At 54.8% G+C, this 12,734-nt stretch carries 14 protein-coding genes; all 14 read right to left on the bottom strand.

Translation table 11 applies throughout. The features are described 5' to 3' along the window. Positions 1-75: 75 nt before the first annotated feature. Positions 76-1,215, bottom strand: a complete 1,140-nt coding sequence (locus PSE_RS15410) for a CaiB/BaiF CoA-transferase family protein (RefSeq protein WP_014285719.1) — start codon at positions 1,213-1,215, stop codon at positions 76-78. A gap of 416 nt (positions 1,216-1,631) precedes the next feature. Next, positions 1,632-2,441 carry an alpha/beta hydrolase gene (locus PSE_RS15405; RefSeq protein WP_041768589.1) on the bottom strand — a complete coding sequence of 270 codons (810 nt, stop codon included), beginning with the start codon at positions 2,439-2,441 and terminating at the stop codon, positions 1,632-1,634. Positions 2,442-2,445: 4 nt separating this feature from the next. Next, positions 2,446-2,865 (bottom strand): RidA family protein, encoded by a 420-nt coding sequence (locus PSE_RS15400; RefSeq protein WP_008547140.1) that lies wholly within the window; start codon positions 2,863-2,865, stop codon positions 2,446-2,448. Further along, positions 2,862-3,284 carry a thioesterase family protein gene (locus PSE_RS15395; RefSeq protein WP_041768587.1) on the bottom strand — a complete coding sequence of 141 codons (423 nt, stop codon included), beginning with the start codon at positions 3,282-3,284 and terminating at the stop codon, positions 2,862-2,864. Before PSE_RS15395 ends, PSE_RS15400 begins: the two co-directional genes overlap by 4 nt. Then, complete coding sequence (locus PSE_RS15390) at positions 3,274-3,957, bottom strand: ABC transporter ATP-binding protein (RefSeq protein ID WP_008546744.1); 684 nt, start codon at positions 3,955-3,957, stop codon at positions 3,274-3,276. The genes PSE_RS15395 and PSE_RS15390 overlap by 11 nt, the downstream gene beginning before the upstream one ends. Continuing rightward, positions 3,957-4,706 (bottom strand): ABC transporter ATP-binding protein, encoded by a 750-nt coding sequence (locus PSE_RS15385; protein ID WP_014285716.1) that lies wholly within the window; start codon positions 4,704-4,706, stop codon positions 3,957-3,959. The genes PSE_RS15390 and PSE_RS15385 overlap by 1 nt, the downstream gene beginning before the upstream one ends. After that, complete coding sequence (locus tag PSE_RS15380; protein ID WP_014285715.1) at positions 4,699-5,724, bottom strand: branched-chain amino acid ABC transporter permease; 1,026 nt, start codon at positions 5,722-5,724, stop codon at positions 4,699-4,701. Before PSE_RS15380 ends, PSE_RS15385 begins: the two co-directional genes overlap by 8 nt. Beyond that, positions 5,711-6,631, bottom strand: coding sequence for a branched-chain amino acid ABC transporter permease (locus tag PSE_RS15375; protein WP_014285714.1), 921 nt, complete (start codon positions 6,629-6,631; stop codon positions 5,711-5,713). The genes PSE_RS15380 and PSE_RS15375 overlap by 14 nt, the downstream gene beginning before the upstream one ends. Before the next feature lie 108 nt (positions 6,632-6,739). Beyond that, positions 6,740-7,879, bottom strand: a complete 1,140-nt coding sequence (locus PSE_RS15370; protein WP_014285713.1) for an ABC transporter substrate-binding protein — start codon at positions 7,877-7,879, stop codon at positions 6,740-6,742. After that, the gene (locus PSE_RS15365; protein WP_193384370.1) at positions 7,876-9,522 is read right to left on the bottom strand and encodes an AMP-binding protein; all 1,647 of its coding nucleotides are present in this window, start codon (positions 9,520-9,522) and stop codon (positions 7,876-7,878) included. The genes PSE_RS15370 and PSE_RS15365 overlap by 4 nt, the downstream gene beginning before the upstream one ends. Continuing rightward, the gene (locus PSE_RS15360) at positions 9,464-10,675 is read right to left on the bottom strand and encodes an acyl-CoA dehydrogenase family protein (protein ID WP_014285711.1); all 1,212 of its coding nucleotides are present in this window, start codon (positions 10,673-10,675) and stop codon (positions 9,464-9,466) included. Before PSE_RS15360 ends, PSE_RS15365 begins: the two co-directional genes overlap by 59 nt. Next, on the bottom strand, positions 10,676-11,497 hold the full coding sequence (locus PSE_RS15355; RefSeq protein WP_014285710.1) for an enoyl-CoA hydratase family protein: 822 nt from the start codon (positions 11,495-11,497) through the stop codon (positions 10,676-10,678). After that, complete coding sequence (locus PSE_RS15350) at positions 11,497-11,979, bottom strand: MarR family winged helix-turn-helix transcriptional regulator (protein WP_008546910.1); 483 nt, start codon at positions 11,977-11,979, stop codon at positions 11,497-11,499. The genes PSE_RS15355 and PSE_RS15350 overlap by 1 nt, the downstream gene beginning before the upstream one ends. Then, on the bottom strand, positions 11,976-12,728 hold the full coding sequence (locus tag PSE_RS15345) for an SDR family NAD(P)-dependent oxidoreductase (RefSeq protein ID WP_014285709.1): 753 nt from the start codon (positions 12,726-12,728) through the stop codon (positions 11,976-11,978). The genes PSE_RS15350 and PSE_RS15345 overlap by 4 nt, the downstream gene beginning before the upstream one ends. Positions 12,729-12,734: the final 6 nt, after the last annotated feature.

Genomic DNA, 12,734 nt, shown 5'->3' with positions numbered 1-12,734 from the left:
GCAGTTATAACGTGGGAGGGAGTGCTGAGGCCCCCTCCTTTCTCCGTTTGTTTCGCATCGTTAATTAACGCAGATTCAGGCCAAAGTTTTGCTCTGCTGCATCTCATTGATGTCGCTTTCAGAAAAACCAAGCTCCTGTAAAACCTGTGAAGTATGGTCTCCGGTTCTTCCTGCTGGTTCAGGCGTTTGCGGAACAGTGCGGCTGAAGCGCGGTGCGGGTGCTGCCTGTGTGACGCCGCCCAGTCGGATGCGGTTGGCGCGTTCTGTGTTGAGAGCGGCTGCGTTGGCCTCTTCAATGGAAAGCACCGGGGCAACGCAGGCATCTGTTCCGGCAAAGACACCGGTCCAGTGATCCAGCGTGTTGGCTTTGATGGCCGTGCCGATCTGTTCTTCCAGCTTCGGCCATTCCTTCATGTTCATCTGGATCTTGGAGAGCTCTGGCGGCAGGTCCAGACCTTTCAGCAGCAATGCGAAGAACTGAGGCTCCAGAGACCCCACTGACAGGTAGCGGCCATCGGAGGTTTCATAACAGCGGTAGAACGGTGCGCCGCCATCCAGCAGGTTGGTTTGGCGTTTGTCCTGCCACAGGCCGCGACCCATCAAAGAGTAGATCAAGCCCATCATGGCTGGTACGCCATCAACCATGGCCGCGTCGATCACCTGCCCTTTGCCGCTTCTGGACCGTTCAAACAGGGCTGAGAGCACACCCAGCAGAAGGAACATGGAGCCGCCGCCATAGTCTGCGGCCATATTGAGAGGCGGCACAGGTGGACGGCCTTCTTCGCCAATAGCGTGGAGCATGCCTGTCATGGCGAGGTAGTTGAGGTCGTGACCAGCGACATGGGCCAGTGGGCCGTCCTGCCCCCAACCGGTCATGCGGCCATAAATCAGGCCGGGGTTCCTGGCGAGGCACTCGTCCGGCCCCAGACCGAGACGTTCCATCACGCCAGGGCGGAAGCCTTCAATCAGGATGTCAGCTTTCTCAATCAGGGAGAAGAACACGTTGACGGCGCCTTCGCTCTTCATGTTAAGCGCGATGGATTTCTTGCCGCGGCGGTTCACATCCTTGTCGATGCGCTCGCCCGTGCGCCTGTCTATGACGATGACATCAGCCCCAAGATCGGCAAGCAACTGTCCAGCCATGGGCGCTGGGCCAAGGCCTGCCATCTCCACCACCTGAAGTCCTGAAAGTGGTCCTGCTTTTGCTGCTGTCACGTATGCCTCCCCAGTCAGCCAAGTTCTGCGCGTATGAGTACCCTTGGTGAGCGCTCATTGCCGGAGCTGATTTGCCTCAGTGCAGAATTGAGTATTCAGTCTACCCGACTTCTGCGCTGGGCGGATAACTCCGGCTCGCTTTCTTGGATCAACCTTAAAGTGGCTGAGGGTAGCTCCACAACTCTCCATTTGGTGAATAGCTTATCCATTAGGTTAAGAGAGATTGTGGGGGCTGGGAATTTGAGGAGATGTTGCCCGATGAGGTTTGATGATGCTTGATGATGAAATGCGTTCATCTGGCGGGCAGCATAGCAACTTAAAGTAACGCATGAATCTTTTAAACCACGCAAATGAACGCACATAAGAGCGCAAAATCGCGCGGTTTAGAAAGATTTATATATTACAGTATGATACAACTATGTATTCAACATAGTTGTGAGGAGAAGGCTATCTGCCTGTTCCAGTGCCTCTACCACGGTAAAATGGTTTTTGCCCGGGTCCTCATAGGCCGTGACCTGCGTTTCAAAACCGCCCCACATGGCACAGTGGGCCGCATTCTGACGGCGGAATTCGGCAAGCTCTTCTGCCCCAACCCAGCCGGTAAAGCGCAGGTTATCAAGAGGTTCGTGCAGCACCGGACTTTCCGCCAGCGCCTCCGCCTCGTCGATATGCAGCGTCTCGTTCATCGCCGTCCTGCGGATCGGCCGCAGATCGTAGACACCACTGATGCCGAGGATGTGCTTAATCCTGCCAGTGATACTATCTGGTATCATCGCGTTCTTACAACCAAGCCGCGCTACCAAGTGACCACCAGCGGAGTGACCAGTCAGATGAATCGGTCCTTTAACTTGTTCAGCCACAACTTCAAGAGCGCGATGCATCTGCTTGGTAATGCTGGTTATTTTCGTATTTGGGCATAGGTCATAGGACGGCACGGCTACGGTGTAACCCATCTCCGTAGGCCCCTTTGCCAGGTGGCTGAACGCGGACTTGTCGAAGGCCTTCCAGTACCCGCCATGAACGATCATAACGAGCCCTTTGGATGCCTCGGGAGCTTTGGGGAAGAAGAGGTCGAGCTTTTCTCTCTCCCCGCTTCCATAGGCGATATCCAGCTGGTTGTTTGACGTCTCGCGAAACGCTTTGGAGCGCTCAACCCATTGATCGAACAGCTCTAGCGCGTTCGGCACTACGCCGGAGTTATGGTAGGCCGCGTCCCAATCCCGCATCACGTTATCCCGCTTTTGGCAGCACTGCTGTTGCTTCAATTTCCACCTTGGCCTGATCTTCCACCAGATCAGCCACCTGGATCATGGTCATGGACGGGAAATGACGCCCAAACACAGAGCGATAAGCCTCACCCACTTCGCGCAGACGTGCGGTGTAGTCCTTCTTGTCGACCACATACCATGTCAGGCGCACCACATGCTCAGGTTTTGCCCCTGCGACAGCGAGAATTTCGCGAATGTTCTCAAGCGTTTGCTTGATCTGATCGACGAGGTCATCGCTCTCGAATACTTGCTGTGCATTCCAGCCGATTTGTCCGCCCAGAAAGATCGGAGTGCCTTCCGCCATAATACCGTTGGCATAACCGGAGGCTGGCTTCCAACCTTCCGGCTGGAGATGTTTGAACAGTGCTTGTTGTGTTGTCATGAAGGTCCCTCTTCCTTCAGGAAAAATTCCATTTGTTTTCTAATGGTTTGCGGCCAACTCACTGGCTTCTTGTCTTCGCCTTTGACGTAGACAATGACCGAGCGGCTAGTGAGACGAAGCTCGTCCTCGCATGTCACCGTGAACTCCAGGTGGACGCTGGAACGGCCCAGCTTTGTCACCTGAAGCGTGAACAAGAGTGTGTCGCCAAGCTTACTCGGCTTTTTGAACTCTGTTTCGATCTTTGCGGTGGGGACTGCATCCCCTTGATTTATATGAATGTCTACGAACGACGCCCCGAGCGATTGCTCGAACCACTCCTCGGTGACCTGATTGATCATCTCGTAGTAGCGGGGATAGAAGACAATTCCAGCCGGATCGCAGTGCTGGAATGCCACCTTTATCGTGCGTTCAAAGACCAAGGTATCTGTCCTTCATTTCCTCGGTGAGCGTGTCCGGACGTCCCGCCCAGACGGACTCGCCTTTTTCCAGAATGACGGCCTGATCCGCCAATGGCAGGAGCTCCTTCAAGGTCTTGTCGACGATGAGGATGGACAGTCCTTCCTTCTTCAGCTTGGCAATGGCCTGCCAGATTTCCCCGCGGACTACCGGCGCCAGACCTTCTGTTGCTTCATCAAGGATCAGCAATTTCGGGTTTGTCATCAGGGCTCTGGAGATAGCGAGCATCTGCTGCTCACCGCCCGAAAGCGTGTTGGCGCTCTGGTTTTTCCTCTCTTTGAGCCGCGGAAACAGGTCGTAAACGCGGTCCAGCGTCCACTCGCCTTTACGCGCAGCGGCAGTGAGGTTTTCCAGAACGGACAGGTTTGGGAAGCAGCGGCGCCCTTCTGGCACCAGTCCCAGCCCCAATCGTGCAGCTTTATGGCTGGACATGCGGTTCAGGCTTTGGCCGCGGAACTCGATGGTGCCTCTGGTTGGTGTAACCATCTGACAAATCGAGCTGATTGTGGTTGATTTGCCCATGCCGTTTCGGCCGAGCATGGCCACCATCTCACCTTCGTTGACGGTAAGGTTGACGCCAAACAACGCTTGTGCTGCGCCGTAATGAGCTTCTAAGCCTTTGACTTCTAACAGCATCAGGCTTCCTCCCCAAGATAGGCTTCTCTAACCAACGCACTGGCACGGATCTCGTCGACGGATCCTGACAGGATGGCCGCACCGCCGACCAGTACCGTGATGCGGTCAGCCAGACGGAACACTGCATCCATGTCGTGCTCAATGAGCAGGATCGGGATCTCCGGGCGGATTTCCTCAAGGAATTCAGTGAGCTGTACTGAGCCAGTCGGGCCGAGACCTGCCATAGGCTCGTCCAGCAGCAGCGCCTTTGGTTTCAGGGCTAGAGCGCAAGCCACTTCCACCTGACGGCGTTCACCGTGAGACAGTTCAGAGACCGCGATATCCTCACGCCCGCCAAGGCCGACCTTTTTCAGCCAGTTTCCGGCGGTTTCCCTCAGTTCCTGATCGGATTTGGTCTGCTTCCAGAAGCGGAAGCTGGAACCCTGACTGGCCTGTACAGAAAGCATCACATTGCGGCGTGCACTCACTTCCATTGCCAGTGAAGAGACCTGAAAGCTGCGTCCCAACCCCTTACGGGAGCGGCTGGCAACTGTCTCAGTAGTTACGTCTTCTCCATCCAGATAGATGCTGCCAGCGTCTGGTGTGATCCAACCAGCAATCTGCCCGATGAGTGTCGACTTACCTGCTCCATTTGGACCGATAAGAGCATGAATCTCATTGGGTTTCAGGTCCAGATTGACGTTTTTTGTGGCCTGAAGAGCGCCAAAGTTTTTGTGCAGGCCTTTGACTTCAAGAACTGGTTTAGTCATGGCGCGCCCTCCCTGCGATCAAGCCCATCACACCGCCTCGGGCGAAGAGAACGACACCGAGCAAGGCGAAGCCGAGCAGCAGCTGCCAGTGTTCTGTCCATTCGCCGATATAAGTTTCCAGCAGCACGAACAGCGCAGCGCCGATTACAGGGCCATAGAGACGCCCTACGCCGCCGAGGATGACAAACACCATGATCTCGCCAGAACGGTGCCAGGAGAGCATTGAAGGGCCTACAAAGCCGTTCAGCTCGGCAAACAGAGCGCCAGCAAGGCCGGTGATCATCGCCGAGATGACAAAACCGGTGAGTTTGATCGGGAATGGGTCGATGCCCGAAGTCGCCAATCGGGTCTCGTTCATGCGCGCTGTGCCAAGGGCTGCCCCAAAGCGGGAGCCTGACAAGCGAGCGGAGACAAAGATCGCGCCAAGCAGCAGAATGAAGCAGATAAGGAAGAACGTCAAAGCGCTTTCTGCATCCACCATCGGCAGTTCGTTGCGCAGGTAGATGGACAGGCCGTCTTCACCGCCGTAAGTCGGCCAGGAGATGGCGAAATAGTAGATCATCTGAGCAAATGCCAGAGTGATCATGATGAAGTAAACGCCTTCGGTACGCAGGGAAATTGCGCCGATGGCAAGTGCAACAAGGCCGCAGAGCACCATAGCTACAATCCAGATGATGAGCATCTGATTGGTGCCGGAAATGGCGAATGGCATGGCCATGAAGAGCGTTTCTTCAAAGCTGTGAAAGGCTGCAATGCCAGTAGTGTAACCACCAATACCGAAGAAGGCTGCGTGGCCGAAGCTAACCATACCACCCTGCCCGATGGCAAAGTTGAGGCCTACGCCAGCGATCGCGAAGATGGTGATCAGACTCGCCAGATTAACGTAGTAGTCCTCGCCAATCGACGATGCCCAAAGTGGTAGCGCCAGCAGAATTACCATAACGGCGATGTTGACGATGGTTTCGCGGTTGAGTTTTGGCATGGTGACAGATTGCGGAGCTGTATCAGTTTGCTGCATTGAAGAGCCCCTTTGGTTTTACTGCCAGAATGCCAGCCATCATCAGGTAGATGAGCATGGACGACAGAGCTGCTCCAACGCTGTTCGCGCTGGCGTTTTCCATGAAGAACTTCAGAATAACCGGCAGGAAGATGCGGCCAAGCGTGTCGACCAGACCAATCAGGATAGAGCCGATTAAGGCGCCTTTGATGGAGCCTATGCCGCCAATAACAATCACCACAAAAGCCAGAATGAGAACGGGCTCGCCCATGCCAACCTGAACGGAGCGCAGCGCGCCGACGAGCGTTCCAGAAAGGCCTGCGATTGCAGCACCCAGCGCGAAGACGATGGTGTAAAGCGTTTTGATATCAACACCGAGGGCTGCGATCATCTCGCGGTCGCTTTCACCGGCGCGGATCCGCATACCAAGGCGTGTTTTGGAAATGAGCATGTAGAGGAGCACAGCAACGGCCAGTGCCGCCAGAATGACAAACAGGCGGTAGACCGGATAGGCTTCTACGCCCGGCAAGGCTACGGTTCCGCTCAGTGCCTCAGGGATGTTGAGGTAAAGCGGCATGGAGCCGAACACCATACGGGTGCCTTCGGAGAAAATGAGAATGAGCGCGAAAGTTGCCAGCACCTGATCCAGGTGATCGCGGTCATAAAGCCTGCGGATGACAAGCATTTCGATGAGAGCGCCCGCTGCTGCTGCTCCAAGGACACCTCCGCCCAGACCCAGCCAGAAAGAGCCGGTCTGCTGAGTGATCCAAGCGCAACAAAAGGCACCGATCATATAAAGCGAGCCATGAGCAAGGTTGATCAGACCCATCACGCCGAACACCAGCGTGAGGCCAGCTGCCATCAGAAACAAAGTGAGACCGAATTGCAGCCCGTTCAATATCTGCTCAAAAATCAAAGCTGCCGTCATTTATGATATTCCCGAGGCTTCTTTTTCATTATCAGATCAGTATGAGGGGATCAGCGGAGAAGAATTGGGATTCCCCGCTGATTAATATTGTTAGTTCAATAAGTTGACTTACTTCATGCGGCACTTAGATGCGTAAGCATCCTGATGGCCTTTGATTGCGACACCAACGATTTTGTTGGTGATCTGGCCGTCTTCTTTAATCACCTCACGGACGTAAATGTCCTGAATTGGGTGGTTGTTGTTGCCGAACTTGAAGTCACCGCGTACGGAAGTAAAATCTGCCTCTTTCAGCGCTGCGCGGAACTCGTCCTTGTCGCTCACATCAGCTTTCGCCATTGCGGACAGGATCAGGTTTGCAGCGTCGTAGCCCTGAGAAGCGTAAAGTGATGGCAAGCGGCCATAAGCTTCTTTGAAGCCTTTGACGAACTTGGCGTTTACTTCGCTCTCGATGTCCTTACCCCACTGTGAGGAGTTGGCTACGCCAAGAGCTGCATCGCCGATCGCAGGCAGAATGTCCTGCGAGAAGGAGAAGGCTGGACCCATGACAGGCACATCAACGCCGGACTGTGCGTACTGCTTCATGAACGCAATGCCCATGCCGCCTGGTAGGAAGAAGAACACACTGTCAGCACCGGACGCTCGGATCTGTGCGATTTCTGCAGCGTAATCGTCCTGACCGAGTTTGGTGAAGAGCTCACCTGCTAGCTCACCCTTGTACATACGCTTGAAGCCCTTCAGAGCGTCCGTACCAGCTGGATAGTTTGGTGCCAGAATGAAGGTCTTTTTGTAGCCAGCTTTGTTGGCGTGCGACCCCATTGCCTCGTGCAGGTTGTCGTTCTGCCAAGCCACGTTGAAGTAGTTTTCGTGACATGCTTTACCAGCCAGTGCAGATGGGCCTGCATTTGGGCTGACGTATAGAGTGCCTTTGCGTGTTGCCGCAGGAACCACCGCCATCGCAAGGTTGGACCAGATAATGCCGGTTAGAATATCAACCTTGTCTTTTTGAATGAACTTGTCTGCCAGTTTTTTAGCAACGTCCGGCTTGCGGGCGTCATCTTCTACCAGCAGCTTAACATCGGAAGCGCCTGCCTGTTTGAGAGCGAGCTCAAAACCATCGCGGACGTCGATACCGAGTGTGGAGCCACCGCCTGATAAGGTGGTGATCATGCCGATTTTGACTTCGGCTTGCGCCACGCCAGCTGTACAACACAGAAGGGCGGCTACTCCGGCTGAAACGAGTTTTTTCATATAAGTTCCCCTGATTTATCCTCGACCGGTTGTTCCTTCAGGCGGAATCTTTGAATTTTCCCAGTCGCGGTTTTTGGTAGCGAATCTACCAGTTTAAGTGAACGAGGGTATTTATAAGGCGCTATAGTAGATTTTACATAGTCCTGAAGACGTTTGATGACCTCTGCATCTTGTGGGTGGTCCTCCACCAACACCACATGTGCTTCGACAATCTGTCCCCGGTCCTCATCAGGCACGCCTATAACTGCACACTCGGACACTTCCGGGCTGCTTAGCAAAGCAGCCTCGACCTCAGGTCCGGCAACGTTGTAACCGGACGTGATGATCATGTCGTCTGCGCGAGCTGCGAAGTGGAAGTAGCCTTTTTCATCCTGATAAAAGGCATCTCCTGTTAAATTCCAGCCCTCACGCACATATTTCTGCTGTCGGTCATCCTGCATGTACCGGCAGCCTGTTGGTCCTCTTACAGCCAGTTTGCCAACTGTGCCGCGTGGAACCTCCTTCATCTCCTCATCCACCACCTTTGCGGAGTAGCCTTTGATTACGCGGCCAGTAGTGGCCGGCTTGGCGTCTTCCAAGTGATTGGAAATAAAGATGTGCAACATTTCCGTTGCGCCAATTCCGTCCAGCATCGGAATGCCAGTTTTGGACTTCCACTGCTCGAAAACAGGGGCAGGCAGTGTTTCACCCGCTGAAACTGCGATGCGAAGTGAAGACAGGTCTGCGCCCTCTTCCATCGCGGCCATCATTGCGCGGTAAGCTGTTGGGGCCGTGAAGGAAATTGTCGCTTTGTAAGTCTCAATGATTTCAATGAGCTGCTTAGGACCAGCTGTTTCCAGCAGGGTTGCAGTTGCACCAAAGCGCAGCGGGAAGATCGCCAAACCACCGAGGCCGAACGTAAAGGCCAGAGGCGGGCTGCCAACGAAAACGTCTGTTGGCTGCACGTCCAGCACTTCTTTGGCGTAGGCATCCGCGATGATCAGCAGATCGCGGTGGAAGTGCATGGTTGCCTTGGGCTGGCCGGTGGTACCGGATGTAAAACCCAGGAGGCAGACATCGTCCCTGCCCGTTTTAACGGCCTCAAACTGCACCGGTTTTGACAGGGCGACCTTGTCCAGCTCTCCAGCAAAGTTGGCAGTGCCATCAAAGCTGACGATTTTGGTCAGGTGGTCGTTCCGCTTAAGGCAGAGTTCCATCTCTTCCATGAGGCGCAGATCGCACATGGCGAGTTTGATTTCGGCCTTGTCGATGATCTGGCTCAGTTCGCCAGCACGCAGCATGGGCATGGTGTTGACCACCACAGCGCCTGCTTTTGTGGCAGCAAGCCAACAGGCGACCATGGCCGGGTTATTGGCTGAGCGGATCAGAACGCGGTTGCCCGGCTCGACGCCGTAATCTTCCTGCAGGGCACGGGCGATGCGGTTTGTCCAGTCCGCAAGCTCCTTATAAGTGCGTTTCCTGCCATTGCCGATGAGAGCAATGTTGTCACCAAATCCGCGCTCGACCATTTTATCGGTCAGCTCTACTGCGGCGTTGATGTAGTCTGGGTACTCAAACCCCTCCAGCTGAAAAACTGGCTGCTGATCAACTGGTGGCAGCCTGTCCCTTGTGAAGGTGTCTTTGTGTGCGCTTGGTCCCAGCATTTCTCCCCTCCTGAGAAAGCAATTGCCTTGCTACTATTATTTTTTGAACATCGGATGCGCCTTCGTAGATGCGAAGGGCTCTGATTTCGCGATAAAGTTTTTCGACAGTATTGCCCGAACGGACGCCCTCGCCTCCGTGGATTTGCACCGCCTTATCAATAATTTGTTGTGCCTGATCTGTTGCGAACTGCTTTGCCATAGCCGCTTCGCGGGAAACCCGTGCAGCGCCCATATCCTTCGTCCAGGCTGCGCGGTAGATCAGAAGTGCGGATGCATCAATATCAATGGCCATTTCTGCCAGATGGCCCTGCACCATCTGCATGTCTGCCAGAACGCCGTCTCCCAACTTGCGGGTTGTGGCGCGGGCAACGGCTTCTTCCAATGCACGGCGGGCAAAGCCCAAAGCTGCAGCACCAACAGTGCAGCGGAAGACATCCAGAACCGACATTGAAATCTTGAAGCCCTCTCCAGCTCCTCCGATGCGGTTTGCTGCAGGAATGCGCAGTTGCTTAAAGCCCAATCGTGCCAGTGGATGTGGTGCCATGACATCGAGCCGTTCTTCAATGGTCAGGCCCAGTGTATCTGCTGGCACTATAAAGGCGCTGATGCCTTTGGCACCCGGTGCTTCGCCCGTCCTTGCGAAGACAACGTAAAGGCCAGCAATACCACCGTTGGAAATCCAGGTCTTTTCACCGTTGAGCACATAATCATCGCCATCGCGGATGGCTGACAGCTCTATGTTTGCAACGTCAGAGCCAGAATCTGGTTCTGTCAGTGCAAATGCAGAAAGTGTCTGACCTGCTCTGGTCTTGTTGAGCCACTGCTGCTGCTCCGGGGTGCCAAACAGGCTGATGGCGCCTGTTCCAAGTCCTTGCATGGCAAAGGCGAAATCTCCCAGTCCGTCATGACGAGCCAGAGTTTCGCGCATGATGCAGAGGCTGCGGACATCCAGCGGTTTGGGATCTGCTGGATCAACGGCAGTAAGCTTGAGGAAGCCAGCGGTACCAAGATCATTTACGAGCTTGATACAGGCAGCATCCGTGTCAGAGTGGTCTGCGGGAAGGTTCTCGCAGCACCAGGTTTCAATAGCTTCGGCCAGCTCTCGGTGTTTTTCTTCAAAAAACGGCCATGTGAGGAAGGTAGTGTCAGCCATTTACGCTCCCTCAAAAACCGGTTTTTCTTTTGCTACGAAAGCCTTGTAGGCGGTTTCAAAATCTTTGGTCTGCATGCAGATGGCTTGTGCCTGCGCTTCAGCCTCGATGGCCTGATCCAGACCCATGTTCCATTCCTGATTGAGCTGTGTCTTGGTGATGCCATGGGCGAAGTTTGGACCTGCGGTGATACGCTGTGCCATGCGAATGGCATCGGCCTCCAAGGCTTCAGAGGTGGACATGGAGTTGAAGTAGCCCCAAGTGTAGCCCTCTTCTGCGCTCATCGAACGGCCTGTATAGAGCAGCTCGGCTGCACGGCCTTGTCCGATGATGCGTGGAAGAATGGCGCATGCGCCCATGTCACAGCCTGCAAGGCCGACGCGGGTGAACAGGAAGGCGGTTTTGGCGTCAGGTGTACCAATGCGCAGATCGGATGCCATTGCCATGATAGCGCCTGCGCCCACGCTGATGCCGTCTACGGCTGAAATGATTGGCTTGGTGCAGTTGATCATGGCTTTGACCAGATCACCGGTCATGCGGGTGAACTTCAGCAGATCCTTCATGTCCATGGAGACAAGAGGACCGATGATGTCATGGACATCGCCACCCGAGCAGTAGTTGCCCTCATTGGAGGCAATTACCACTGCGTTGACGTCATCGGCGTAAACCAGATCACGGAATGTATCGCGCAGTTCGGCATAACTCTCAAAAGTCAGCGGGTTTTTGCGGTCCGGGCGGTCAAGCTGGATGATTGCGACGTCGCCTTCCATGCGCCAGAGGAAATGCTTTGGCTGCAGATCCGCCATTTTGTAGGTTGTTAGCATTATCGGGCCTCCCCCTCCCAATCGCTGGCGAATACCTTCAGGGTCTCGGCAAGTGTTTCGGCTTCTTCCGGAGAAAAGTGCGAAAGCAGCTCGTTGATCCATTCACGATGACTGGCGGCCATTTGCTCGAAGTTTTCTCTGCCAGCTTTGGTGAGCAGAACAACAGAAGTTCTGCGGTCGCCGTCTCTCAATGTGCGCTGGACCAGGCCGTCCGTGGTCAGGCGATCAATGAGGCCGGTGACGTTGCCGTTGGATACCATCAGGTATTTTGAGAGCTGGGACATGAGCATGCCCTCTGGCTCCCGGTACAGTGCTGCCATCACATCAAAGCGCGGCAGAGTTACGTTATATGTGGTGCGCAGCCGTTCCCGCAGTTCGCTTTCAATTGCGCGAGAGGCGCGAAGCAGTCTCAGCCAGAGGCGAACACGGGATTTGTCATCGGTTGCGTTGTTTGCTTTGAGCATTTCCTGAGAGGCTGTCATTGGGTCTCGCCTCCTGATACTGAAATGGATTGTCCGGTGACTGAGCGGGCGCCTTCGCTGATGAGCCAAGCAACCGTTGCGGCGACTTCATCCGGCTGGATAAAACGCTGCTGCGGGTTGTCCTTATAGAGCGCAGCGCGGGCCTGCTCTTCGTTCATTCCGGTTTTCTGCATGATGTTTTCAATTGAGCGTTGCAACATTGGGGTCTCTGTGAATCCAGGACACACAGCATTGACCGTAATGGGCTTGCTGGCAAGTTCAAGAGCGAGTGATCTGACCATGCCAACGACTCCATGCTTGGCGGCGGCGTAGTGAGACACATAGGAGTAACCACGCAGACCTGCGGTTGAAGCGATTGCGATCAAGCGCCCGTACTCCTGCCCTTTCAGGTGCTCCAGCCCCTTCTGGAAGGTCAGAAAAGTACCAGTCAGGTTGATGTCGAGCATGCGTTGGAAGCCGTCCCGATCAATCTTGCCAAATGGTGCAGATTCAGCTGCGCCGGCATTGGCAATCACGATATTGACCGGTCCGTTTGCCTCAACAGCCTTTTCGAACATTTGGGCAACGGACACCTCATCTGTGATGTCTGCTGTCACTGCCTTAATGCGGCTGTTAGCGCTTGCGACCAGATCAAGCGGCTCGCGTCTGCGTCCTGCAACGGTGACCTTTACTCCGGCTCCCGCGAGGTGGCGGGCAATTTCGGCCCCAACGCCGGTCCCGCCACCTGTTATGACTGCATGCTTTTCCAAACTGCT

It is taken from the genome of Pseudovibrio sp. FO-BEG1, assembly GCF_000236645.1.
GTDB lineage: Bacteria > Pseudomonadota > Alphaproteobacteria > Rhizobiales > Stappiaceae > Pseudovibrio.
This window is presented reverse-complemented; position numbering and strand designations above follow the sequence as displayed.